Source organism: Sinorhizobium sp. Y406 (assembly GCF_058732025.1).
Genome location: NZ_CM178974.1, coordinates 2639233 through 2664189, shown reverse-complemented (window position 1 = coordinate 2664189; position 24957 = coordinate 2639233). Strand labels below are relative to the sequence as shown.

Here is a 24957-nt window from a genome sequence, read left to right as displayed (position 1 = left end):
GACGCCGCAAGCGCCTTGAACGATCCTGCGTTGCGCTGAAGACGTGTGAGGTGAAGGATGCTGCTGCGATACTTTGCCTATGTTCTCGCCGCCATATGGCTCGTCCATGTTTTCTGGTCCGAGCGGGCCGCTGCGCAAGAATCGCAGGCGCCCGTCAGCCAGTGCCAGGCAATCGCGCAGGCGACACCGGCGGCGATCTTCGTCGGCTTTGCGGCGCCGCCGGCCATTCCCGCCGCGGCGACGGAGGGGGAGGTGAGCATCACCTTTCTCGGCCACTCGACCTTCCTCATCGAAACGCCTGGCGGCATCTCGATCGCCACCGACTATAACGGCTGGTTCCGTACGGCATTGCCGCCGACGGTCGTGACGATGAACAGGGCCCATTCGAGCCACTACACGCTGACGCCGGATCCGGCGATCCCCCATGTGCTGCACGGCTGGGGCGAAAACGGCGAGCCGGCCGATCACGACCTCGTCGTCGGCGACGCCTATATCCGCAACGTCCCGACCGACATTCGCTCCGGCTTCGGCGGCATGGAGCCGAACGGCAATTCGATCTTCATCTTCGAGGTGGCCGGCCTCTGCATCGGCCATCTCGGACACCTGCATTACGAACTCGACGATAGCCATTATCGCGCGATCGGCCGGCTCGATGTGCTGATGGTGCCGGTCGATGGCGGCTTGACCATGGGCGCGGAAAGCATGAGCCGGGTCGTCACCCGGCTGCGGTCGGCCTTGATCCTGCCGATGCACCGGAGGCCGTTGGTCAACGATTTCCTGGCGATGTTCGGCGACGATTACGACAAGAGCTATGCCGCCGGAGACAGCGTGAGGGTCTCCCTGCGCTCGCTTCCCAAGAAGCCGCTGATCTATGTCCTGCAGGGGGTATGACCTTTCCTTCTTGCAGAACGCAGCGAAGATTTCGGAAAGATCGCGCCATTTTGCTTCCTGAAAAGACGGCACCACCTGCTGGACGGGACGTGGCAATGAAACTATAAGGCGCCCATTCCAACGAAATTATTGCATGCAGAGGGTGCCATGGCTGGCCATTCACAGTTCAAGAACATCATGCACCGCAAGGGCCGTCAGGATGCGGTGCGCTCGAAAATGTTTTCCAAGCTGGCGCGCGAAATCACCGTCGCCGCGAAGACCGGCCTGCCCGACCCGGGCATGAACCCGCGCCTCAGGCTGGCGATCCAGAACGCCAAGGCGCAGTCGATGCCGAAGGACAACATCGAGCGTGCGATCAAGAAGGCTGCCGGCGGCGATGCGGAGAACTACGAGGAAGTCCGCTACGAAGGCTACGGACCGGGCGGCGTCGCAGTCATCGTCGAAGCGCTGACCGACAACCGCAACCGCACCGCCTCCAATGTCCGCTCTATCTTCACCAAGGCCGGCGGCGCACTCGGCGAAACCGGTTCGGTCTCCTTCTCCTTCGACCGGGTCGGCGAGATCACCTACAAGCTCGACGCCGGCGACGCCGACGCCGTGATGGAAGCCGCGATCGAAGCCGGCGCCGACGATGTCACCACGGACGAGGACGGCCACACCGTCATTTGCGGTTTCGAGGATATCGGCGAGGTCTCGAAGGCGCTTGAAGGCGCGCTCGGCGAAGCCGAAACTGTCAAGGCGATCTGGAAGCCGCAGAATACCGTGCCGGTAGACGAGGAAAAGGCACAGTCGCTGATGAAGCTGATCGACAACCTCGAAGACGATGACGACGTCCAGAATGTCTATTCGAACTTCGAAGTCTCCGACGAGGTGCTGGAGAAGCTTTCGGCCTGATCCCCCGATCTGCGGCATGAACGGACCCCGCATTGCCGTCGCAATGCGGGTCTTTTGCTTTTCAGAGGCTGCCTCCGAGGGCAAGCGTCAGCGAATTGTCGATGTGCTTCTTCAGGGCCGCAATCGCGTCGGTCTCCCTGCCGTCCCGCATGGCTTCGAGAAACGCCAGATGTTCCCCGATCACGCGTAAGGCGTTGGAAGGCGTCACCCGGATGCGCGACTGCACCGCCATGCGTATCTTGATCGCCGTCACCCGGTAGACATTATCGATCAGGGCATTCCCCATCATGCCGACCAGCCGGGCATGCATGGCCCAGTCCAGCCTCTGCAACCGGCTCGACAGGTCGGGGTCGGCCGCGCAATCTAGGCTCGTGCGCGCCTCCTGATGCGCCGCAATCCAGGCGTCGATCTCTTCGGCCTGCAGGAATTTGAGCGCGTGGGGCACCGCGCTCATCTCGATCATCGCACGCAACTGATAGGCATCGCGCACGAAGGCGATGTCGAGGCTCGGCACCATCAGGCCGCGCTTGGGAAGCGTCTGGAGCAGGCCTTCGGCCTCGAGGCGCGGGATCGTCTCGCGAACGGCACCGAGGGTCGCCCCCGTCTTCTCGACGAGTTCGCGCTGCGAAACCACCTGCCCGGGTTTGAGAACGCCTTCGTTCAGCAGGTCTTCGATGCGATCATAGGCCGCCTGACGCAAGGGCGCGTGGCCGGGAGGCCGTTGTCCGCCCTGCTGATTGAGATCGTCAGCGTGAAGCACTGCGTCGCTCATCGTTTCACCGGTTCGATGTCGACATACTACTGACATGTTAGTCACTTGTCATCCGCGAAATTATGGTTATCCTATGAGCTCGTTCCGGCCGCGGGAGGAGAGGCGGCTCGAGACCGTACAAAACGAATGCCGGCTTCTCGGCCCTCGGGTGCCGCCGGCAGAGGTCAGGGGACCCGACGTTTCGAATGGGAGGAAAATATGAAGACGAAATTCACGCGCCGTTCCGTGCTTGCCATGTCGGCGGCGGCCGCCGCCTTGCCGTTGATCTCGCGGACGGTTCTTGCCGCGGACAAGCCGGTCCTCCGGCTCTCGACACCTGCATCCGATACCGATCAGCGCTCCGTCGCGCTGATGGAGAAATTCGCGCCGGGCATTGCCGATTTCGCTACCTTCGAGCCGCACTGGAACGCGACGCTGTTCAAGCAGGGCACCGAACTCGAGGCGATTGCCCGCGGCAATCTGGAGATGGCGATCACCTCGGCACAGGAACTCGCCGTGTTCCTGCCGGAATTCTCAATCTTTTCGGCCGGCTACGTGCACAAGGACGCGGCGCATCAGGTTAAGGTCTTCAACGACCCGCTGATGGATCCGCTGAAGCAAAAGGTCGAGGACGAGCTCGGCGTCAAACTGCTGACGGTCATGTATCTCGGTCGTCGCCAGCTCAATCTGCGCAAGTCCAAGGACGAACTCACCGTGACGACGCCCGCGGATCTCAAGGGCGTGACCCTGCGCATGCCCGGGACCGATGCCTGGCAGTTCCTCGGAAAGGCGCTCGGCGCCAATCCGGTGCCGATGGCCTTCACCGAAATCTATACAGGACTCCAGACGGGCGCGATCGACGGGCAGGACAATCCGCTGCCGACGGTGGTGGACGCGAAGTTCTACGAAGTCACCAAACAGATTTGCATGACCTCGCATCTGGTCGACCTCAATTACCTGGCGATTTCCAAGAAAACATTCGACGGCTTCTCCGAGGAGCAGCAAGCGGCGCTGCAAAAGGCCGCCGACGACGCCGCGGAATTCGGCCGCCAGAACCAGCTCAAGAAGGAAGACGAACTCGTCGCCTTCCTGAAGGAGAAGGGGCTCGAGATTTACGAGCCGGATATCGCGGCCTTCCGGGACCACGTGCAGAAGATGTTCCTCGAGAGCGAATTCGCCGCCGCATGGCCTGACGGCATGCTGGACAAGATCAACGCGCTCGCGGGCTGACGGGATCGGCGCCGCATCCGGCGTGTATTGCGGGTGCGGCGGCCGCTCTATCTGCTGAATCTGCCGCATTCGTGCGGTGTCCGGTGAATCCGCCCGACTACAGCGCCGCGCGTCTTGCCAGACGCGTAAGGGCCGCTGGAGCACTTTGAAATTCCGCATGTCTTTGCCTTCAGATCGATGTCGATTTGAGGAGAGATGCAGTAACAAATGCTTGGGAGATCCAATGACCGGCCTTTTCAAGGGATTGCGAAAAGGGGCGGAAGCCGTCGGCGCGCTGATGATGCTGGCCCTTTTTGCCACCTTCCTGCTGCAGATACTCTCCCGCTACGTCATGGACCAGGCTTTCGGCTGGACGCTGGAGCTCTGCCTGATCCTGTGGGTGTGGATCGTGTTCTTCGGCTGCGCCTTCTTCGTGCGCAACGAGGACCACATAACCTTCGATCTCCTCTACCGTTCGGCTTCGCGCGGACCGCGGCGTGCCATGGCCGCGATCTCGGCTTTGGCGATCGTCGCGGGCCTCGCCTGGTCGCTGTTGCCCACCTGGGACTGGATCGATTTCCTCCGCATCAAGAGAAGCCCGACCCTGCGTGTGCCCATGCGTGACGTGTATGTCATCTATGCCGTGTTTCTCGTCGCCGTCATCGCTGCCTATGCGTGGAGGCTTTTCCGGATATTGAAGGAAGGGGTCGCAGGCGATGATGCGCCCGAACATGACGAGGTCCGGTCGTGAGCGTTGCCCTTTCCCTCTGCCTCCTCGTCATTCTCGTGCTTGCCGCCATCGGCACACCCGTCGCCTATTCCATCCTGGTCGGCTCCATCGTCTATCTTACGGTGAAGGGCCAGGACGTGGCGATCGCCGGCGAACAGATGGCCTCCGGCCTCTACGACAGTTTCGTCCTGCTCGCGGTGCCGCTTTTCATTGTAGCCGCCAACATCATGAATGCAGGGACGATCTCCGAGCGGCTCCTGAAGTTCTGCGTGGCGACCGTCGGGCGGTTTCGCGGCGGGCTCGGTCATGTGAACGTCGTCTCGTCGATCATCTTCTCCGGCATGTCGGGGTCGGCGGTCGCCGATGCGGCGGGTGTCGGGCGCATCGTCACCGAGATGATGAGGAAGAGCGGTCACTATTCGCGCGGCTATGCAGCAGCGCTGACGGCGGCCTCCGCCACCATCGGCCCGATCATTCCCCCGTCGATCCCGATGGTTCTTTATGCGCTCGTATCCAACACGTCCGTCGGTTACCTCTTCCTCGGCGGCGTTACGCCCGGGCTCACGATGGGCGCAGTGCTGATGGGCATGAACATCCTCTACGCACACCGGCGCGGCATCGCTGCCGACGAAACGGTGCCCTTGCGCGAAGTTCCGCGCCTCACCCTCCAGGCCTTCCCGGTTCTTTTGATGCCGGCGATCCTGCTTTATGGCATCTATGGCGGTATCGCCACGCCCACGGAAGCTGCGGCGATAGCCGCCGCCTATGCGCTGCTGTTGGCGACCGTGTTCTACCGTTCGCTGACGCTGAAGGCCTTCTACGAGGTGCTCGTGGACAGCGCCCGCCCGTCCGCCTCCGTGGGGCTGGTGATCGGCGGCGCCCTGGTGCTGAACTATATCGTGGCGTCGGAGAATATCGGCACGACGATCGCCCAGTCGCTCGCCGGCATCAACGTGTCGCCGCTTGCCTTCATGCTCGGCATCAATCTGCTGCTGCTTGCCCTCGGCTGCGTGCTCGACGCCTCGACCATCATCCTCGTCATCATTCCGCTGTTCATTCCCACCTGCCGGGAACTCGGCATCGACCTCGTCTATTTCGGCGTGGTCGCGGTGGTGAACACGATGATCGGGCTCGTCACGCCGCCCTACGGAATCCTGCTTTTCGTCATCAATGCGACGACAAGAATTCCGCTTGCCGAGATCATCCGCGAAATCTGGGCTTTCGTCGCGGCGCTCATCCTCGCGCTCATCATGATGATCCTGTTTCCCGACATTATTCTCTGGCTGCCTCGCCTTCTGGGCTATGCCGGCTGAGCCACACCCATGGAGTCTCAAGTGAGCAAACGCATCGCCGGAATCATTCCCGTCATGATCACGCCTTTCGGCCCTGACGGAAAAATTGATTGGGGCGGCTATGAGGCCTTGATCGAGTGGTACATCGCCAATGGTTCGGAGGCGCTTTTCGCGGTCTGCCAGTCCTCCGAAATGCGGTTTCTGTCGCTCGAAGAGCGCGTGGATCTCTCACGCTTCACCGTCGAAAAGGTTGCCGGCCGCATTCCGGTGGTGTCCTCCGGGCACATTTCCGAAAGCCTCGATGATCAGATCACCGAGCTTATGGCCATTGCCGATACCGGCGCGGATGCGGTGATCCTCGTGTCGAACCGGCTGGCCCCGGAGACGGCCGGTGCGGCGGAGGTGCGCGCGTCGTTCGATGCGTTGCTCGCAGCCCTGCCGAAGGACGTGCCGCTCGGCCTCTATGAATGTCCGGCGCCCTATCGCCGGCTTCTCACCGATGATGAGATCGATTTCTGCGCGCAGTCGGGCCGCTTCATCCTGCTGAAGGATGTCTCCTGCGATCTCGATACCGTCAAGCGCAGGGCGACAATCGCCGAAAATACGCCATTCCTCATCTGTAACGCCAATGCCGCGATCGCCTATGCGGCCATGCAGGTGACCGGCGCCGGCTTCTGCGGAGTGATGAACAATTTCCACCCGGATCTGTACCGCTGGCTGCAGGATCATGGGGCGGAATATCCCGAGCTCGCCGACGAACTCGCGGTTTTCCTGGTACTTTCGGCGCAGACGGAACCGATGGGTTATCCGAAGCTCGCAAAGCTTTACCACAAGCGGCTCGGCACCTTTGCCGATACGTCCAGCCGCGCCGTGCCCTATGACCTCCACGAGAGATACTGGGCGCTCGAGGCCGTCATCGACCGGATCGTCCAGGGAACGGACATGTTCCGCGCCAGGATCGGAGCTGCAAGCAGCGCCGCCGTTTAACTGGCGGCAAGGCTCCGCTTCACCTCGGCGAAGAGCCTCAGCGAGCGAAGCCGCGCATCCATGTCGAAGATCGGCATGGAGATGATCAGTTCGTCGGCCTTGGTGAGATCGAGGAAGGATGCGATCTTCCGGCGGACGGTCTCGGGACCGCCGACCGCCGCATAGGCCATGGCGTGATCCACGAAGGTCTTCTCATCCGGGCTCCACAGGCCATCCATCGACTTCACCGGAGGCGGAAAGCGGCCGCGGGCGTTGCGGCGGAGCGCTGCGAAGGACTGCTGCATCGAGGTGAAGAGATAGTTTGCCTCCTCATCCGTGTCGGCAGCGACGCCCATGATGCCGACCATCACATGCGGCCGGTCGAGCTCGGGCGAGGGCGTGAAGCGTTCGCGATAGATCTCGAGCGCGGAGAGCAGCATGTCCGGGGCGAAATGCGAGGCGAAGGCGAAGGGAAGCCCCAGCATGCCGGCAAGATGGGCACTGAAATGGCTGGAGCCCAGCAGCCAGACCGGCACGTTGGAATCGGCACCGGGCACGGCGATGACCTTCTGGTCCTCGGCGACCGGACCGAGCAGTGCCCGAAGCTCGACGACATCGTTGGGGAAATTGCTGGCGCTCGCCTCCATGTTGCGCCGCAATGCCTGCGCGGTACGCATGTCCGTGCCCGGCGCGCGGCCAAGGCCGAGATCGATGCGGCCGGGAAAAAGCGCTGCCAGGGTGCCGAACTGTTCGGCGATCACCAACGGTGAATGGTTGGGCAGCATGATGCCGCCCGATCCGACTCGGATCGTCCGCGTCGCCGATGCGACATGCGCAATGACGAGCGACGTTGCCGCGCTGGCAATGCCCTTCATGCCGTGATGCTCGGCCAGCCAAAAGCGCTTGTACCCGTTCTCTTCGGCCGCGATTGCCAGCTGGCGGGAGTTCTCGAGCGATTGCGCGACGCTGCCGCCTTCGGTGATCGGCGACAGGTCGAGGATGGAGAAGGGGGCCATGGCAATGCCTTTTCTTCAAAAGAATTTGAGCGATGGCAATGTAGGTTCAAGTTTCCTCAATCCAAGGTTCGTCCGACCGCTTTCGCCCATGTCCCGCTCTTTCTGTGTGATGTTTTTGTTTTGTTCACTTTTCGCTGGCAGCGTCTCATCGACCGACATAGGGTGAGGCATGCAGACTACGATTCGCATTATCGGCATCGATCCGGGCCTGAGGCGCACCGGCTGGGGCATAATCGAGACGCTGGGCAACTCGCTGCGCTTCGTCGCTTCCGGCACGGTGACGTCGGACGGCGACAAAGACCTCGCGTCCCGCCTCTGTGAGCTGCATGACGGGCTCGCCGATGTGGTGCACGGCTTCCAGCCGCACGAAGCAGCAGTCGAGCAGACCTTTGTCAACAAGGATGCGACCGCGACCCTGAAGCTCGGCCAGGCGCGCGGCATCGCCATGCTGGTTCCCGCGCGGGCGGGCCTGCGCGTCGCCGAATACGCGCCGAACGCCGTCAAGAAGGCGGTGATCGGCGTGGGCCATGGCGAGAAGCAGCAGATCCACATGATGCTGAAGGTGCTGATGCCGAAGGCCGAGTTCAAGGGCAACGACGCTGCCGACGCGCTTGCCATCGCGATCTGCCACGCCCATAACCGCCAGGCTATCACCAGCCGTCTGGCGGCGCTTGCGGGGTAATGGCTGGGGCCCAGATGGAAGTAACGGCGTAATAGGACAACGAGAGCCATATGATCGGTAAACTCAAGGGCACCATCGACGAGATCGGCGAGGATTACGTCGTGCTCGATGTGCATGGCGTCGGCTATGTCGCCCATTGTTCGGCGCGCACGCTTTCGAAGCTCGGATCGGCGGGGGAGGCGGCGGCGCTCTTCATCGAGACCTATGTGCGCGAGGACCAATTGAGGCTTTTCGGTTTCCTGACGGCGCTCGAGCGCGAATGGTTCCGCCTGCTGCAAACGGTCCAGGGAGTGGGATCGAAGGTGGCGCTGGCGCTGCTTTCGACACTGACGCCAAGCGAACTTGCCAATGCCGTCGCGCTGCAGGACAAGACTTCGGTTGCGCGCGCCCCCGGCGTCGGTCCGAAGGTAGCCGTGCGCATCGTGACCGAGCTCAAGAACAAGGCGCCCGCCTTTGCCGGCGAGATGTCGGCCTCGATCGGCTTCAAGCAGGAGCTCGGCGAGGGGGGCGCCTCGGCACCGGTCGCGGATGCGGTCTCCGCGCTGACCAATCTCGGCTATTCGCGCGACCAGGCGGCAAATGCCGTTGCCGCGGCCCTGAAGAATGGCGGGGAAGGCGGCGACAGTGCCAAGCTGATCCGGCTCGGCTTGAAGGAGCTGGCGCGATGAGCCTTTGTGCGGCCGCAATCGCATCGGAATGAGGCTCGCGGGCGTGATCGGACTGGATCGGCGGCCGCGCTCGCACTATGGTTGAAAGCTGCCCCGCGCCGTCGGATGGCCCAGGCGACCCAGCCCGCAGATGGAAGTTTGAAATGAATGAAGCCGCACGCCTGATAGCGCCGGAAAAGCGAGGTGAAGATGTTGACGCGACTTTGCGTCCGCAGTCCCTCGACGAGTTCACCGGCCAGGCCGAGGCTCGCGCCAACCTCAAGATCTTCATCGAGGCGGCGCGCAATCGCGGCGAGGCGCTCGATCACGTTCTCTTCGTCGGTCCCCCCGGTCTCGGCAAGACGACGTTGGCGCAGATTATGGCGAAGGAACTGGGCGTCAATTTCCGCTCGACCTCCGGTCCGGTGATCGCAAAGGCCGGCGATCTCGCGGCACTTCTCACAAATCTCGAGGAGCGCGACGTGCTCTTCATCGACGAGATTCATCGCCTGAATCCGGCGGTGGAGGAAATTCTCTATCCGGCAATGGAGGATTTCCAGCTCGATCTCATCATAGGGGAAGGGCCGGCGGCGCGTTCGGTGAAGATCGACCTCTCCAAGTTCACCCTCGTCGCTGCGACGACTCGCCTCGGGCTCCTGACGACGCCCTTGCGCGACCGCTTCGGCATTCCCGTGCGGCTCAATTTCTATACCGTCGACGAGCTGGAATCGATCGTCAGGCGCGGCGCGCGGCTTATGGGCCTCGGCATGACCGACGAAGGCGCGCGCGAAATCGCCCGACGAGGGCGCGGCACGCCGCGCATTGCCGGGCGCCTTCTGCGGCGCGTGCGCGATTTCGCCGAGGTCGCCCGCGCCGACGCCGTGACGCGCGAGCTTGCCGACGAGGCCCTGACGCGCCTGCTGGTCGACAATGTGGGTCTCGACCAGCTCGACCGCCGCTATCTGGCGATGATCGCCCAGAATTTCGGTGGCGGGCCGGTCGGCATCGATACAATCGCAGCCGGGCTTTCCGAGCCGCGCGACGCAATCGAAGATATCATCGAGCCCTATCTCATCCAGCAGGGCTTCATCCAGCGCAGCCCGCGTGGCCGCGTTCTGACGGCAAATGCCTGGAAGCATCTCGGCCTCAATCCGCCCAAGGATGTAGAGGCGGCCCAATTCCGGCTGACACTCGAGGACGACTGAGATGATCAACCGCCGCGGCTTCATGAAATTGGTCGGCGGCGGGTTCACAAGTTTCGCTGCGCTTGGCGGCTATGCCTTGGCCGTCGAGCCGCTCGGGCGGCTCTCGATCGCCCGCTACCAGATGACTCCGCCCGGCTGGACGCCGGGCCTCAAGCTGCGTCTTGTCGCACTCGCCGATCTGCATGCCTGCGAACCCTGGATGTCGGCCGAGCGCATCGTCTCGATCTGCAAGCGCGCCAACAGCCTCCGCGGCGATGTCACCTTGCTTCTCGGTGACTATGCCTCGGGCATGAATTTTGTCACGCGTCGCGTTCCTGCGAGCGAGTGGTCGACTGCGCTCTCGACGCTCAAAGCGCCGCTCGGCGTGCATGCGGTGATGGGCAATCACGACTGGTGGGAAGACCGGACCGCCCAGAAGAACGGCGGCGGCGACACTTTCGCGCATCGGGCGCTGACACGCGTCGGTATCGAGGTCCACAGCAATCGCGCCATCCGCCTGGAGAAGGACGGCTTCAGCTTCTGGCTGGCGGGGCTCGAAGACCAACTCGCGCTTCGCCCGGGCAAGATCTGGAAACGGCGGCGCATGATCGGCCTCGACGATCTCGGCGGGACTCTTGCGCAGGTCACTGATAAGGCGCCGGTGATCCTGCTGGCGCACGAACCCGACATCTTTCCAGACGTGCCGTCGCGCGTCTCGCTGACGCTCTCCGGGCACACCCATGGCGGTCAGGTGCGGCTTGCCGGCTATTCACCGGTCGTACCGTCCCGTTTCGGCGACCGCTATGCCTATGGCCATATCGTAGAGCATGATCGCAATCTGATCGTCTCGGGCGGTCTCGGCTGCTCCATCGCCCCGATCCGCTTTGGCGTGCCGCCGGAGATCGTTGTGGTCGACCTTGGGTGACCGCAGACCGTCTTCATCCCTGTCGGGCACCTTCTCCCTGCAAGCGGAGAGAAGGGCCTCGCAGTTTGCGGCGAGGCGAGGGAAATTCGTCGGCGGCTGACACGCTTGCCAGTTTCTTCTATAGGAGATCCCGCGCCAGTCCCCCAATGGTGACCGCCAGTCGTTCCTGCCCGCCCGGGGTCCACCCAAGGGTGCGCAGTCTGTCCGTGGTCATAACCTTGACACCGTTCGGATCGGCTGCCGGCGGCAACGGATGGGGACAGCCTGTCGCTGCTTGAAAGATTGCCAGAATTTCGCGGGTGTCCGTCAGGACGTCGGAAACATTGAAGACCTTGCCGGAGATTTTCGCCGGATCCGCTTCCAGCATCTGGCGCACGGCCCGGGCGACGTCGTCGCCATGGACTTCGGTGCCGATACGGGGCGGCACGGACGCGCCGGCGAGATAATCGGCGAAAAGGCTGCTCCATTTGTGGCGTCGGACGGATCCGGCCTGGCCATAGACGCCGGTCACGCGCAGGCTCGCGGTCACGAAAGCCGGGCCTGCAAGCGATTCGAGCACGTTCTCGGCGGCGAGTTTCACCTCGCCGTAGAGCGTGTCCGGTTCGGGCGTCGTCGACTCGTCGAGGATGGGTGAGGCGGTTTTGCCATAGACGGCGCGGCTGGAAAGAAAGACTGAGCGACGGACGCCGGCACTGCGCGCCTCCTCGAAGAGACGAATCGAGCCGTCGAGATTGGCGCGGCGGAACCCCTCCGGGTCTCCGCCTTCGCCGCCGCGATACCTGCCCTCGACATGCTCGAAGGCCGCGTGGACGAAATAACAGACATCGTCGAAGGCGGCGATCTGGTCGCGGTCCGGATCGAGGTAGAGCGGCAAATAGGCGACCGGCCGGGAGAAGAAGCTTGCTGCTGGCCGCGATCGGCAGGCCACCGTCACCTTGTAACCGCTTGCAAGCAGATGCTCGACGATGAAGCGGCCGACATAACCGGTGCCGCCGGAGACGAGGACGCGGCTCACGATGCGGTTCCGGCACGTGGGGGATTTTGAAGCGCTGCAGCGTCGGGAATGCTCTCGCCGGTGAGGTAGGCTTGCCAGAGCTCGATCAGTGGGCGCAGGCTGTCTGCGCGCGGATGGTCCTTTTCCCACGGCTTTTCGTACTGATAGTGAAGGATGGCGATCGAACGCCAATCCCAAAGTCCGGGCAGGTTGAACCAGACATATTGCAGCATGTTCATCGTAACTGGCAATCCATGCCAGTCGGGGAAGTAGTCTTGCAGGAAGGTCTGGTCCGTACGCGGCCAGAAGGCGCCCGGCGCATCGAGGGCCGTCAGCATGCTTTTGAATGTCGCAAGCGAGGGCTCGGCGACGAAGACACCGGAATTCAGCCGATGGAAATCCGCAAGGTTCTCATAGACATTCGGCGCTGCCGAAAACTCCGGATAGAGAAACAGCTTGTCGATATTGCGCAGAACGAGCGCGTCGGCGTCGATGAAGACGCAGCACTCGTATTCGGTGAGCTGCCAAAGCCGCAGCTTGCAGAAATTGTCGAGTGGCGAGTGGAAGGCGGGCTTCCGGCCTTTCGTGAACGGCGCCTTCTCGTGCACATTCCGGCGCGCATGGCGCGCGTTGAATTCGTCGGAAAGCGGCAGTAGTTCCGTTTCGATCAGCCGGCAGCCGAATTTCCGGAGCGGCAAGAGCGCGGAAATGTCCACTCCGCCCGTATGCAGCACCACGATGTCTGCCGTCGTTTCCGTGCGGCGGATTGAGCGGGCGAGCGCGCGCGCGCCGAGTGCATAATCGGCATTGGTGACGAGCGTCACGAAGGCACGGGCTGCAGAGGGCGGTGAGGAGGGGCGGAGCCCCTCCGAAGCGGTCGTCTGTGCCATCACGAAACGGATTTCAGCCGCGTGCCCTCCGGATCGTGATTGATCAGCGGAGCGATGTCCCTGGTCCAGGCGGCGACGGCCGGCACGCGCGAGCGATCGACGCGATAGGCGAATTTCTTCGCGACGTCGACGATCTCAGAAAGCAGCCCATCCGCAAGGCGGATCGGGTCGAGCCCGAGCTCCAGGAACTTCTCATTGTGCACGACGAGGTCGTTCTCCGCCGCTTCCTTACGCGGGTTCGGCAGCCAGGCGATTTTGGAGCCGGTCATTTTGGCGATCATCTCGGCAAGGTCGCGCACGCGATGCGTCTCAGTCATCTGATTGAATATCTCGACGCGGCTGCCGCCGGCCGGCGGGTTCGACAGTGCGAGTTCGATGCAGCGAACGGAATCCTGAATATGGATGAAGGCGCGGGTCTGGCCGCCGGTGCCGTGCACCGTCAGCGGATAACCGATCGCCGCCTGGATCAGGAAGCGGTTCAGGACCGTCCCATAGTCGCCGTCATAGTCGAAGCGGTTGATGAGCTGCGGATGGCGCCGGGTTTGTTCCGTATGTGTGCCCCAGACGATGCCCTGGTGCAGGTCGGTGATCCTGAGCCCGTCATTCTTCGCATAGAACTGGAAGAGCAACTGATCGAGGCACTTAGTCATGTGATAGATCGAACCGGGATTGGGCGGATAAAGGATCTCCTGGCTCACCGTCTCGCCGCCCATCGTCTCGATCCCGACCGGCAGATAGCCTTCGGGAATGGCCGCGCCGACGGTGGAATAGCCGTAGACGCCCATCGTGCCGAGATGCACGAGATGTGCATCGAGGTCGATCTCCACCAGAGCGTTCAAGAGGTTGTGGGTAGCGTTGACGTTGTTGTTGACCGTGTAATTCTTGTGCCGGTCGCTTTTCATCGAGTAGGGTGCCGCCCGCTGCTCGGCAAAGTGGACGATCGCGTCGGGACGATGTTCCTGCAGCCACTTCTTGAGGAGCTCGTAGTCGCGGGCGAGGTCGATCAGGTTGAAGTGTATGCGCCGACCGGTCTCCGCATGCCAGATGCGCGTGCGTTCCTGGATGGAATCCATCGGGGTCAAGGATTGCACGCCGAGTTCGGTGTCTATCCAGCGGCGGGAGAGATTGTCGAGGATATGGATGTCGTGGCCCGCATCGGACAGATGGAGCGCGGTGGGCCAGCCGACGAAACCGTCACCGCCGAGGATTGCAATCTTCATGCACGATTCTCCTGATCGGGAGGAAGGGACGGATCATCAGATAGGACAGGATTGTGACAAAGCGACAAATACTTGCAAATGCCTTTTCGATCCTGCACAGGAAACCAAATCCTCCCGGAGAATGCCATGTCACTGATTTCGCTTGCCGGCGAGTTGACCGAAACCGGCCATCGACTGATCCAGCGGGTCTATTATGAGGACACCGATTTTTCCGGAGTCGTCTATCATGCCCGCTATCTCCATTTCATGGAACGGGCCCGAACGGATTATCTCAGGCTGCTTGGGGTCGAACAGGCGACCCTCGCGATCGAAGGCGACGCGGAGGGGCTTGTCTTCGTCGTCCATCGGATGGAAATCGATTTCAAGGCGCCGGCCCGCATGGATGACGTGCTGACGATCGAAACCGCAACGGAAAAGGCCGGCGGCGCCAAGATGGTGCTGCAGCAGCAGATCCGGCGCGGCGATGCGCTGCTGATTGCGGCAAAGGTCATTATCGCGGTGATCAACGGTCAGGGCAGGCCGCGCCGGCTGCCGGAGGCGCTGGCTGCGAAATTTCTGGCTGCGCAGACCGTCGCGGCCTAAACCGCACGGTCGATCTCAGCCCGCGACCGAGTCCAGGAGCTTTTTCGTCAGCGACTGCCTTGCCTTGCCGAACTCGCGCCAGGGATCCGTGCTGCTTTCGATCCGCTGAAGAATGTCGGCCATCTGGAAGGCGTTGGCGGCGCCGAGGGCTTCGAGTTCGTCCCAGCCGACGGGCGTGGCAATGGGCCCGCCTTCGCGGGCGCGGGTGGAATAGGGGGCTATCGCCGTGGCCCCGCGTTCGTTCCGCAGCCAATCGATGAAGATCCGGCCCTTGCGCTTGGCCTTCGACATGGTGGCCACGAATCGATCGGGATCGCGATCCGCGAAACCTTGCGCGACAGTCTTGGCGAAGCGCTTCACCTCTTCCCAGGGGGCGCGGCGGACGAGCGGCGCGACCACATGCACGCCCTTGCCGCCGGTCACGAGGGCGAAAGACGTCAGGCCGATCCGGCCGAGTTCGTCGCGCAGCGCTTTGGCCGCGTACTTCACCGTGGCGAAGCCGACGCTCGGATCGGGGTCGAGGTCGAAGACCAGGCGGTCCGGCTGTTCCAGCTTGTCGATGGTTGAACCCCAGATGTGAAATTCGAGCGTTCCCATCTGAACGGCGGCGACCAACCCGTTGGCATTGTCCAGATACATATAGTTCTTGGTCTCGCCGGATGCTTCCTCGATCGGAACTTCCCGTATCTCGTTCGGAAAGCCGTCGCTCGCATGTTTCTGGTAGAAGCACTTTCTCTGCCGACCTTGCGGGCAGCGCACCAGCGAGAGGGGATGGCCGGCTGCAAGCGGCAGCATCCGCTCGGCGACCACCGCATAGTAGCGGGCAAGGTCGATCTTTCTGATGCCTTGGCCCTGAAAAAGGATTCGGTCGGGATTGGAGATGCGGATGCCGAGCACCTCGTCCTCTCCCTTCGCTATGGGCCTGGAGCTCTTCGCCGCCGGGGATTTGCGTAGGCGCGTCTTGGCCTTGGCGGTTGCGGCATTCGGCGTTTCCAGTTTCACGGCCTTGGCCTCCTTGTCTTCGCGCAATCCCTCGAACGAGCCGTGGCGGATATGGCCGTCATCGGTGAACTCGGCGAAATCGACCTCCGCCACCAGGTCGGGCTTCAGCCATAAGCCATCGCGGCTTCGCTCCCGCGGCACCGCATCGAAGGGCGACGTTTGGCGTTTGCGCCTGGCGAAAAGCGCTGCGAGCTCATCGAGCGTCTTGCCCGTGAAGCCGGTGCCGACGCCGCCGCGATAGACGAGCTTGCCGCCTTCGAAGGTGCCGACCAGGAGCGAAGCGAAGGGCCGGCCTTTTTTCGATGAAGGCGTATAGCCGCCGATGACAAACTCCTGGCGTTTCGTGCATTTGACTTTCAGCCAACTCCGGCTTCGGCCGCTGCGATAGGGAGCGTTCGCCTCCTTGGCGACGATGCCTTCCTGTCCGGCCCTGCACATGGCGGCAAGCACATGCGCGCTGCTGCCACGCACATGCTCGCTGTACTGGATGGTCGCCGTCACGCCAAGCGTGTCGAGCAGCGCTTTAAGCTTCGCCTTTCTTTCGACGAGCGGCTGGCGACTGAGGTCCTTGCCGTCGAGCTCGAGCAGGTCGAACGCATAGAGGCGGGCGCTGGCACCGGTCTTGAGCGCCTTCTGAAGGGCGGAGAAACTGGAACCTTCTTGCGATAGCGCCACCACCTCGCCGTCGATCAGCGCCGACTTGCAATCGAGTTCGGCAAGGGCGGCGGCAATCGCGGGGAACTTTTTGGTCCAGTCGAGGCCGTTGCGCGTGTAGCAGCGCGCTCCATCACCGCCGACCGTGCAAACCAGCCGATAGCCATCGAACTTCACCTCGCTTAGCCAATCGTCTCCAGCGGGTGCCTTTGTCACCAGCGTCGCAAGCTGAGGTGGCCGGAAGTCGGGCGCCTTCGCGAAGGAGCGCGACCGCCACTTCTGCCGGTCGCCGCTCTCGGCTATTGCACCGGCCTCGAGATTGGCAGCCGTGCTCCTGTTCGAATGCCAGACGCGTGCCTTCCCTTCGCCCTTGCCGGAGGCAATCTCTTCCATCGTGCGCCCGGTGCGGATGCTCGTCACCTGGTCCTCGACGAGTGCATCGCCGTCCTCCGAGGCGATTTCGTCGCTGTGTTTCACGAGGAGCCAGTTTTCACGTTTCTCGCCTCCCTGCGGCCGCATGCGGACGAGTGCCCAGCCCCCCTTCATGCGGCTTCCATGCAGGCGGAAGGAGAGCTTGCCCTTCTTCAGCCCCTCGGCCGGGTCGCCTTCCGGTTCCCACCAGCCCGTGTCCCAAAGCATGACCGTGCCGCCGCCATATTCACCTTCGGGGATCGTGCCCTCGAAATCGCCATAGGCGAGCGGATGATCCTCCGTCCGTACGGCAAGGCGCTTGTCCTCCGGGTTGAGGCTCGGCCCGCGAGTGACGGCCCAGCTCTTCAGCACCCCCTCCCACTCGAGGCGGAAGTCGTAATGCAGCCGAGTCGCGGCGTGCTTCTGGACGAGAAAGCGCTTCCGGCTCTGGCGCCCTTGCGCGACCATACCCTTGGGTTCGCGCGTCTTGGCGAAGTCGCGGCGCCGATTGTATTCGGAAAGCGGTTCACTGCGCGCCGCCATGGATCTCTCCTCACGCCGATTGCTGCCGGCTGCGGCCGGAGGACGAGGATTGCGCCTTGGTCTTCTTGCCCTCGCTGCCCTCCGTCCGCTTGGCGCTGAAGAGCTGGCGAAGCTGGCCTTTCCACATTGCGCACGCTGCCGTCGCCACACCTCATCCGTTGCGGCGGCCGGCTTGCGGCAGTGGCGGTTCCCGAGTTTGTCTCGACGGCCTGAAAAACATGGAACCGAAACGTTCAAAGGGCGGCGAGGTTCCGCTTGTGGTGGCGTCCGGTAATACTCCTTTAACTATAACGGTGTCTTAATCTGTGTATCAGGATTTGTGCACTGCACGTCATCCTTTGACCAAAATTGACGGCAAGAAGGCAGGCTAAAGCAAAAGATCGCAGTGCCGCGATGGGTGGCAATGCCGGGGCATACTTGCAAAAGACCTTTGGGCAACCCGGTCACGAGCATGAACCGCTCTGCCGGGTATTTGGATTCGGGGACTGAATCGATGGAACAGGTAGGATTGGCCGCGACGAGCGATGTGACCCTCTGGTCGTTGTTCATGCAGGCGGGCCTTGTCGTGAAGCTGGTCATGCTGGGGCTGATCGGAGCCTCGGTCTGGACCTGGGCGATCGTCGTCGACAAGTCCCTGAAGTACGGACGCGTACGGCGCCAGCTCGACAATTTCGAGCAGGTTTTCTGGTCCGGCCAGTCGCTGGAGGAGCTATACCGCACGCTGTCCGACCGGAATACCACAGGGATGGGCGCGATCTTCGTCTCGGCGATGCGCGAATGGAAGAAGAGCTTCGAGCGCGGCGCCCGTTCGCCCATCGGTCTGCAGATGCGCATCGACCGTGCCATGGACGTGACGCTCGCGCGTGAATCCGAGACGCTCGAGGCGCGGCTCGGCTCTCTCGCCACGATCGGTTCGGCTGCGCCCTTCATCGGCCTCTTCGGCACCGTGATTGGTATCATGACCTCGTTTCAGGCGATCGCCGGCTCGAAGTCGACCAACCTCGCCGTCGTGGCGCCCGGCATCGCCGAGGCGCTGCTGGCGACCGCAATCGGCCTGCTCGCCGCCATTCCGGCCGTTATCGCCTACAACAAATTCACCGCCGATTCCGGCAAGCTGACGGCGCGCATGGAAGCTTTCGCCGACGAGTTCTCCGCCATCCTGTCGCGGCAGATCGACGAGAAGCTGCAGCCTTCGCGCCAGGCTGCGCAGTAATCCCCGGGCACGGAGACCAGGCTTATGGGTATGGCAGTTGGTGGAGCCAGGGGTTCGGGCGGCGGACGCCGCCGGCGCAGCGGCAGGAGGGCTACGATCAGCGAGATCAACGTCACGCCGCTTGTCGACGTGATGCTGGTGCTCTTGATCATCTTCATGGTGGCGGCGCCTATGATGACGGTCGGCGTGCCGATCGACCTGCCCGAAACGCAGGCGAAGGCCATGAACGCGGACACCCAGCCAATTACCGTTTCGGTCAATCCGGCCGGCGAGATCTTTCTGCAGGAGACGCCGATCGGCATCGACGAGGTCGTGCCGAAGCTCGAGGCGATCGCCACTACCGGCTACAACGAGCGCATCTACGTGCGCGGCGACACCAATGCCGACTACGGCACGGTGATGAAGGTCATGGCGCGCATCTCGGCCGCCGGCTTCAAGAATCTCGGGCTCGTAACGCTCCAAGAACAGGAAAAGTGATCTCCGGTCATGAAGGGCAGTCTTGCTACATCTGCTGTCCTCCACGCCCTGGTCCTGACCTGGGCGCTGGTGTCGCTCGGCAGCCCGGCCGAATTCGAGGTTGCGGATGTCGAGGCGCTGCCGGTCGACATCATACCGGTCGAATCGATCACCCAGATCCAACAGGGCGACAAAAAGGCGCCGGCCAAGGAAAAGGCCTCCCCGGTTCCGACCAAGAAGCCGACGCCAGTCGAAAATGCCGAAAATGTCGGCGACAACGACATCGATCTGAAGGCGCCGCCGAAGCCGGACGCTAAGCCGGTTGAGAAGGAAACGGCAGCCGCTCCGGAAAAAACGGAGAAGGCCCCGCCGACTCCCGACCCGGTGATGGAGGAGATCAAAAAGGTCGAAGAAACGAAGCCCGCCTCCGAACCGGCAACGGAAGTCGCGGCCCTGCCGACGCCGAAGCAGGAGGTGAAGCCGGAAACGATCCCCGAAGCGATACCCGCCGAAGAGAAGCCGGCCGAAAATCCCGAGGCCGAGGCTCTGCCCGACAAGGTGCCGACGCCGATGGCGAAGCCGAAGGTCGAACAGCCGGCGCAGACGGCCAAGACGCCCGAGCGCAAGAAGGAAGAGGCGAAGAAGGAACAGAAGAAGGCGACCTCGCAGAAGGAGAGCGACTTCAATGCCGACGAGATTGCGGCACTGCTGAACAAGCAGGAGTCTTCCGGCGGCGGCGCCAAGCGCTCGACCGAGGAAGCGGCTCTGGGCGGCAAGAAGACCACCTCCGGTGAAAAGCTTTCGCAGAGCGAGATCGACGCCCTGCGCGGGCAGATCCAGAACAATTGGTCGATCATCCCCGGTATGGCCGACGCTTCAGACGTGCGCATCAAGGTCACGATGCGGCTCGACCGGGACGGCAGCCTGATCGGCGAGCCCGAGGTCGAAGCCACAGGCGGTTCCGACTCGGCGCGCCGGGCGCTGATGGGCGGTGCGCGTCGCGCGATTCTCAAGTCCGCGCCGTTTCAGGGGCTGCCTGCCGACAAATACGATTCGTGGAGCGAGGTCGTCGTCAATTTCGACCCGAGCTCAATGCTCTAGACCGGCTGGGAACGGGATGCGGGGCGGGAAACCGCGCGCAATATCTCCGACCCGCCAGAAAGACGAAAGGCTGAAAGGCTTTATGGAAATGCTGAGCAACTTTTTCCGCCTTCTGATGGTGCTGTTCGCGGCCTGTGGGCTTCTTGCCTCGCCGGCGAACGCGCTCGTCGAGATCAACATCAACAAGGGCAATGTCGAGCCGCTGCCGATCGCCGTGACCGATTTCCTGCAGGGTGAACTCGGCAAGAAAATATCCGACGTGATTGCTGCCGACCTGAAGCGCTCCGGTCTCTTTGCGCCGGTCGACAGGGGTGCCTTCATCGAGAAGATTTCCAATCCCGATGCCGCCCCGCGCTTCGAGGACTGGAAGGTGATCAACGCCCAGGCGCTCGTCATCGGTCGCGTCACCCAGGAAGGCGACGGCCGGCTGAAGGCGGAGTTCCGCCTGTGGGATACATTCGCCGGGCAGCAAATGCTGGGCCAACAGTTCTATACCCAGCCGGAAAACTGGCGCCGCGTCGCGCATATCATTGCCGATGCGATCTATGAGCGGATCACCGGCGAGAAGGGCTATTTCGATACCCGCATCGTCTATGTCGCCGAGAGCGGACCGAAGAATGCGCGCAAGCGCCAGCTCGCGATCATGGACCAGGACGGCGCCAATGCCCGGGCGCTGACCAACACGAACGACATCGTGCTGACGCCGCGCTTCTCGCCGAACCGGCAGGAAATCACCTACATGTCGTTCGAGAACCAGCAGCCGCGCGTCTATCTGCTGCAGCTCGAAACCGGACAGCGCGAGGTCGTCGGCAACTTTCCCGGCATGACCTTCGCGCCGCGCTTCTCGCCGGACGGGCAGCGGGTGATCATGAGTCTGCAGCAGGACGGCAACGCCAATATCTACACCATGGACCTGCGCTCGCGCACGACGACGCGGCTGACCAACACCGCCGCGATCGACACGTCGCCGTCCTATTCGCCGGACGGAAGCCGGATCGTCTTCGAGAGCGACCGCGGCGGAAAGCAGCAGCTTTACGTTATGGGGGCAGACGGCTCCGGCCAGACGCGCATCTCCTTCGGAGACGGCTCCTATTCCACGCCGGTCTGGTCTCCGCGCGGCGACCTCATCGCCTTCACGAAGCAGTCGGGCGGCAAGTTCTCGATCGGCGTGATGAAGCCGGACGGTTCGGGTGAGCGCATTCTGACCACGGGCTTCCACAACGAGGGCCCGACCTGGGCGCCGAACGGCCGTGTGCTGATGTTCTTCCGCCAGAATGCCGGCGCCGGCGGTCCGCAGCTCTATTCGATCGATCTCACGGGCTATAACGAGCAGCTGATCCAGACCCAGGGCTTCGCCTCCGATCCGGCCTGGTCGCCGCTGATGGAATAGAACGCCGATTTCGATCTAGCCCGCCCCAGATATTAAGGGGCGGGATATCCACAGCAAGGGCGTGAAATGTGGCCCATTTGCCGCTTTCTCGCCGCAAAGTACTGGTGTAGGGGCCTTCCCACACCGATTTCCGTTTTGTTAACCATATCCGTTGAAGAGCAATTAACCGCTCCCGGTTACAGTCTGGCAACCGTGAATTCAGACACCTCTCTTATGACGCTTCTCAAGGAGACCCGGCCCCATGAGCCGAATTGACACCCCGGCCGCAAGCCGCCTGCAGACCTTTGCCCGCAATCCGGTCATGATCGCCCTCGTGATGACGCTTGCCCTTGCCGGCTGCGCTTCGAAGAAGAACTTGCCGAACGATGCCGCCGGTCTCGGCCTCGGCGCCGGCGCGGCAACGCCGGGTTCGCAGCAGGACTTCACGGTCAATGTCGGCGACCGCATCTTCTTCGATACGGATTCGAGCTCGATCCGCGCCGATGCTCAGGCAACGCTCGACCGCCAGGCGCAATGGCTGGCGAGATATCCGAACTACGCAATCACCGTTGAGGGCCATGCTGACGAGCGCGGCACCCGCGAATACAACCTGGCGCTTGGCGCCCGCCGCGCTGCCGCGACCCGCGACTATCTCGTCAGCCGCGGTGTTCCCGCCAACCGCATGCGCACGATCTCCTACGGCAAGGAAAAGCCGGTGGCCGTCTGCGACGATATTTCCTGCTGGTCGCAGAACCGCCGCGCCGTTACCGTTCTCGGTGGTGCCGGAAGCTGATCTTCAGCTCCCGTGAAAAGCCAAATTGAGGGGCGGCCGAGTGCCGCCCTTTGCTTTTTTACCACACTTTGGCCGAACTCCGTTGCTTTTTCACGGCAATTGGAAAACTGTGCGGCGCTCACCTCAGGGAATCGGCGAATGTATTGTGGCGCCATGGGGTGGGACGATCGGATTCGAACAGGACAAATGATATGAAGAAATTTGTCGTGGCAGGACTCGTTGGACTGACGGCCCTTACGAGCCTCGGCCCAATCGCGAATGCCATGCCGCTCTCCGGGCTCTTTGCCCGTATAACCGAAGCCGGAAAAGATGACCTGCCGGTGGTGAAAGTGCAGTCGGCCGACGCCGGTCGGATCGGCCAGCTCGAGGAACAGATCCGCTCGCTCAACGGGCGTATCGAGGAAATGAGCTTCCAACTCCTGCAGATGCAGGAACAGATCCGGAAGTTCCAGGAGGACAACGAGTTCCGTTTCCAGGATCTCGAAAGCGGCAGGTCCTCCGGCAAGAAAAGCGGCGCTCTTGATACGCCGAAGATGAACGACCAGGCATCCGTCACCCCCGAGGTGACGGAGAGCCCGGAACCGACCGCGTCGGCCGATGACGACATGGCTGCGGCAGTTCCAGGCGCTGCGCCGCCGCCGACGACGCTCGGCCAGATCATTTTCGACGAGAACGGCAATCCGGTCTCGGCCACCACGGATATCGAGCCGGGCGCAAACGCCACTCTGCCGGGTGTCGATACGGGCATGGCCGACCAGGGTACGGCCGGTATCGACGGCAATGCGGCAGCGGGCCAGCAGACGGCCGCGCTCGGCAATGCGGGCGATCTCTATCAATCCGCCTACGGCCATGTTCTTTCCGGCGATTACGGCTTGGCCGAGCAGGAGTTTCGCCAATACCTCGAGGCTTTTCCCGAGGGGGAAAAGGCGGCGGACGCCAGCTTCTGGATGGGTGAAGCGCAATATTCGCAGGGCAACTTCAGCGATGCGGCGAAGACCTTCCTGAACGCGCACCAGACCTACGGCAAATCGCCCAAGGCACCCGAAATGCTGTTGAAGCTCGGCATGTCGCTCGGGGCTCTCGACAACAAGGAAACGGCTTGCGCGACATTGCGCGAGGTGAACAAGCGCTATCCCCAGGCATCGGCCGCCGTTAAGGCGAAGGTGACCAGCGAGCAGAGCCGCTTCGGCTGCTGAGGCCCGTTTGATGCCCAACGCCGTCCTCGATGCGGCCAGACGTCTTCTCTCATCCTTCGTCAAACCCGGCCGGATACTCGTCGCCGTCTCCGGTGGCAGCGATTCCATGGGCCTGCTCTTCGCCCTGCATTCGGCGATCGCGGAAGAGAAGGGCGGCTTCTCCCTTGCCGCCTGTACCGTCGATCACGCGCTACGGTCCGGGTCTGCTGTTGAAGCCGAAGCGGTCGGCAGGTTCTGCGCCGAGCTCGATATCCCCCATAGAGTTCTTCGCTGGGAGGGCGACAAACCCCGGACCGGCATTCAGGCGGCAGCGCGCAACAAGCGTTACGAACTGCTTGCCGTAGCGGCCAACGCGTTTGACGCCGATTGCATCGCCACCGGCCATACGGCCGACGATCAGTGCGAGACGATCGCCATGCGCGGCGCGCGCCACCCTGTCGAAGGGGAAACGGGCGAGGGCCAGGGAGCCGCAGGCATGGCGGCAACAATGCTGTACGCCCGGCAAATTTGGGTCTTGCGGCCGTTCCTAGGCATTCGCCGCGCCGAAATCCGCACCTACCTCGAGAGGAGGGGCATCGGGTGGTCCGACGATCCGAGCAACGTCAATCCTCAATTCGAGCGGGCCCGCCTGCGCGCGGATGTGGATAGGTCGAATTGCGCGTCGTCGCCCGTTTGGAGTGGGGCGCAACGGGCCGCCTCCTCGGCAAGGGCGGCGGCGCTGATCGAGGAACGAGTAAAGGTCCACGAGGCACTTGTTGCCGAGATTGCGGCATCCAGTGCGGTGAAGATGGACAACCCGGATTGGCGCCGCGGCCTGATGTCGGTTGCCGCAGTCCTCGGGGGGCGCGGCCACCTTCCGGCGCGCGCGACGATCAAGAGGCTTTCGGATTTTCTGCGATCGGACCGTCCAGGTCGCATGACCGCCGGGCGGGTGGTCTTCGACCGGCGTCGCAGCGGCCTCTATCTCTACCGAGAACCGCGCAACCTTCCGGTCCTCGGCATCGGACCCGGGGGCAGGGGCCTTTGGGATGGGCGCTTCAGCATTGCGAGCCTGGGACCCGCCCTGACGGTGAGCGCCGGCGTGGATGGAGCCGCGCTCCAGCAGAGGCTTATTGACGCAGGACTGCCGAAGGGGGTTGCGAGAAGGGCTTCGGAGGTGGCACCTCGCATCGTGTCTGCGGAGCCCGAAAGTTCAGGGCGCGAGGCGGCGGTGATCGAGTGCCGTATCGGGCTTTATGACACCTTTTTGCCCGGTTTCGACAGGATCATGGCTGATGCCGTTGCCGTGCTTTTCGGACGGGAACGCTATCCCGCTCCGCCGGTTCACGATGTTTGACGGAAAAGGA

At 62.8% G+C, this 24957-nt stretch carries 24 protein-coding genes; 18 read left to right on the top strand and 6 right to left on the bottom strand.

Going from position 1 to position 24957, the window contains the following annotated elements; translation table 11 throughout:
* The first annotated feature begins 57 nt into the window (after positions 1-57).
* Both AC4P1R_RS12780 and AC4P1R_RS12775 read left to right on the top strand, forming a co-directional pair.
* Complete coding sequence (locus AC4P1R_RS12780; RefSeq protein ID WP_069459178.1) at positions 58-891, top strand: MBL fold metallo-hydrolase; 834 nt, start codon at positions 58-60, stop codon at positions 889-891.
* 147 nt (positions 892-1038) lie between these two features.
* The gene (locus AC4P1R_RS12775) at positions 1039-1785 is read left to right on the top strand and encodes a YebC/PmpR family DNA-binding transcriptional regulator (RefSeq protein WP_069459179.1); all 747 of its coding nucleotides are present in this window, start codon (positions 1039-1041) and stop codon (positions 1783-1785) included.
* A gap of 61 nt (positions 1786-1846) precedes the next feature.
* Here AC4P1R_RS12775 and AC4P1R_RS12770 read toward each other — a convergent pair whose 3' ends face one another.
* Positions 1847-2557 (bottom strand): GntR family transcriptional regulator, encoded by a 711-nt coding sequence (locus tag AC4P1R_RS12770; RefSeq protein WP_083265348.1) that lies wholly within the window; start codon positions 2555-2557, stop codon positions 1847-1849.
* Between the two features lie 198 nt (positions 2558-2755).
* Here AC4P1R_RS12770 and AC4P1R_RS12765 point away from each other — a divergent pair, with 198 nt between their 5' ends.
* The 4 genes from AC4P1R_RS12765 to AC4P1R_RS12750 all read left to right on the top strand — a co-directional run bounded on the left by AC4P1R_RS12765 (position 2756) and on the right by AC4P1R_RS12750 (position 6754).
* Positions 2756-3766: a sialic acid TRAP transporter substrate-binding protein SiaP gene (locus tag AC4P1R_RS12765; protein WP_069459180.1), complete on the top strand. Its 1011-nt coding sequence runs from the start codon at positions 2756-2758 to the stop codon at positions 3764-3766.
* Between the two features lie 223 nt (positions 3767-3989).
* On the top strand, positions 3990-4496 hold the full coding sequence (locus AC4P1R_RS12760; RefSeq protein ID WP_069459181.1) for a TRAP transporter small permease: 507 nt from the start codon (positions 3990-3992) through the stop codon (positions 4494-4496).
* Positions 4493-5788 carry a TRAP transporter large permease gene (locus tag AC4P1R_RS12755; protein WP_069459182.1) on the top strand — a complete coding sequence of 432 codons (1296 nt, stop codon included), beginning with the start codon at positions 4493-4495 and terminating at the stop codon, positions 5786-5788. Before AC4P1R_RS12760 ends, AC4P1R_RS12755 begins: the two co-directional genes overlap by 4 nt.
* Positions 5789-5809: 21 nt before the next feature.
* Positions 5810-6754 carry a dihydrodipicolinate synthase family protein gene (locus AC4P1R_RS12750; protein ID WP_207544028.1) on the top strand — a complete coding sequence of 315 codons (945 nt, stop codon included), beginning with the start codon at positions 5810-5812 and terminating at the stop codon, positions 6752-6754.
* Here AC4P1R_RS12750 and AC4P1R_RS12745 read toward each other — a convergent pair.
* The gene (locus AC4P1R_RS12745) at positions 6751-7749 is read right to left on the bottom strand and encodes an LLM class flavin-dependent oxidoreductase (RefSeq protein ID WP_151611583.1); all 999 of its coding nucleotides are present in this window, start codon (positions 7747-7749) and stop codon (positions 6751-6753) included. The two genes, AC4P1R_RS12750 and AC4P1R_RS12745, sit on opposite strands and share 4 nt — an antisense overlap.
* A gap of 169 nt (positions 7750-7918) precedes the next feature.
* Between AC4P1R_RS12745 and ruvC the strand changes: the two genes are divergently transcribed.
* From ruvC to AC4P1R_RS12725, 4 genes are all read left to right on the top strand, one after another.
* A complete protein-coding gene (gene ruvC / locus AC4P1R_RS12740; RefSeq protein ID WP_069459184.1) occupies positions 7919-8431 on the top strand; it encodes a crossover junction endodeoxyribonuclease RuvC in 513 nt (170 codons plus the stop codon).
* Between the two features lie 50 nt (positions 8432-8481).
* Positions 8482-9099, top strand: a complete 618-nt coding sequence (ruvA, locus tag AC4P1R_RS12735) for a Holliday junction branch migration protein RuvA (RefSeq protein ID WP_069459185.1) — start codon at positions 8482-8484, stop codon at positions 9097-9099.
* A 143-nt stretch (positions 9100-9242) separates the two neighbouring features.
* A complete protein-coding gene (gene ruvB, locus AC4P1R_RS12730) occupies positions 9243-10283 on the top strand; it encodes a Holliday junction branch migration DNA helicase RuvB (protein ID WP_492177056.1) in 1041 nt (346 codons plus the stop codon).
* Position 10284: 1 nt separating this feature from the next.
* Positions 10285-11187, top strand: a complete 903-nt coding sequence (locus AC4P1R_RS12725; protein WP_492177055.1) for a metallophosphoesterase — start codon at positions 10285-10287, stop codon at positions 11185-11187.
* Between the two features lie 118 nt (positions 11188-11305).
* On the opposite strand, the gene AC4P1R_RS12720 is transcribed toward AC4P1R_RS12725, so the two are convergent.
* Genes AC4P1R_RS12720 through AC4P1R_RS12710 form a run of 3 tightly spaced genes read right to left on the bottom strand, consistent with a single transcriptional unit; the run spans position 11306 to position 14291 of the window.
* Complete coding sequence (locus tag AC4P1R_RS12720) at positions 11306-12202, bottom strand: NAD-dependent epimerase/dehydratase family protein (RefSeq protein ID WP_069459188.1); 897 nt, start codon at positions 12200-12202, stop codon at positions 11306-11308.
* On the bottom strand, positions 12199-13071 hold the full coding sequence (locus tag AC4P1R_RS12715; protein WP_069459189.1) for a glycosyltransferase: 873 nt from the start codon (positions 13069-13071) through the stop codon (positions 12199-12201). Before AC4P1R_RS12715 ends, AC4P1R_RS12720 begins: the two co-directional genes overlap by 4 nt.
* The gene (locus AC4P1R_RS12710) at positions 13071-14291 is read right to left on the bottom strand and encodes an NAD-dependent epimerase/dehydratase family protein (protein ID WP_069459190.1); all 1221 of its coding nucleotides are present in this window, start codon (positions 14289-14291) and stop codon (positions 13071-13073) included. Before AC4P1R_RS12710 ends, AC4P1R_RS12715 begins: the two co-directional genes overlap by 1 nt.
* 126 nt (positions 14292-14417) lie before the next feature.
* Between AC4P1R_RS12710 and ybgC the strand changes: the two genes are divergently transcribed.
* Positions 14418-14873, top strand: a complete 456-nt coding sequence (gene ybgC / locus AC4P1R_RS12705) for a tol-pal system-associated acyl-CoA thioesterase (protein WP_492177054.1) — start codon at positions 14418-14420, stop codon at positions 14871-14873.
* A gap of 15 nt (positions 14874-14888) precedes the next feature.
* Here the strand turns inward: ybgC and ligD are convergent, their stop codons facing one another.
* Positions 14889-17483, bottom strand: a complete 2595-nt coding sequence (gene ligD / locus AC4P1R_RS12700) for a DNA ligase D (protein ID WP_492177053.1) — start codon at positions 17481-17483, stop codon at positions 14889-14891.
* Positions 17484-17976: 493 nt separating this feature from the next.
* On the opposite strand from ligD, the gene tolQ reads away from it, so the two are divergent.
* The 7 genes from tolQ to tilS all read left to right on the top strand — a co-directional run bounded on the left by tolQ (position 17977) and on the right by tilS (position 24947).
* Positions 17977-18696, top strand: a complete 720-nt coding sequence (tolQ, locus tag AC4P1R_RS12695) for a protein TolQ (RefSeq protein WP_069459310.1) — start codon at positions 17977-17979, stop codon at positions 18694-18696.
* 24 nt (positions 18697-18720) lie between these two features.
* Positions 18721-19173: a protein TolR gene (gene tolR, locus AC4P1R_RS12690; RefSeq protein ID WP_069459193.1), complete on the top strand. Its 453-nt coding sequence runs from the start codon at positions 18721-18723 to the stop codon at positions 19171-19173.
* 9 nt (positions 19174-19182) lie between these two features.
* Entirely contained in the window at positions 19183-20253 is a 1071-nt protein-coding gene (locus tag AC4P1R_RS12685) for a cell envelope integrity TolA family protein (RefSeq protein WP_069459194.1), read from the top strand.
* 82 nt (positions 20254-20335) lie between these two features.
* Positions 20336-21643 carry a Tol-Pal system beta propeller repeat protein TolB gene (gene tolB / locus AC4P1R_RS12680; protein ID WP_069459195.1) on the top strand — a complete coding sequence of 436 codons (1308 nt, stop codon included), beginning with the start codon at positions 20336-20338 and terminating at the stop codon, positions 21641-21643.
* 241 nt (positions 21644-21884) lie between these two features.
* A complete protein-coding gene (gene pal / locus AC4P1R_RS12675; RefSeq protein ID WP_069459196.1) occupies positions 21885-22415 on the top strand; it encodes a peptidoglycan-associated lipoprotein Pal in 531 nt (176 codons plus the stop codon).
* A 191-nt stretch (positions 22416-22606) separates the two neighbouring features.
* Positions 22607-23611, top strand: coding sequence for a tol-pal system protein YbgF (gene ybgF / locus AC4P1R_RS12670; protein WP_069459197.1), 1005 nt, complete (start codon positions 22607-22609; stop codon positions 23609-23611).
* A 10-nt stretch (positions 23612-23621) separates the two neighbouring features.
* Entirely contained in the window at positions 23622-24947 is a 1326-nt protein-coding gene (gene tilS / locus AC4P1R_RS12665) for a tRNA lysidine(34) synthetase TilS (protein ID WP_492177052.1), read from the top strand.
* The last annotated feature ends 10 nt before the right edge of the window (positions 24948-24957 follow it).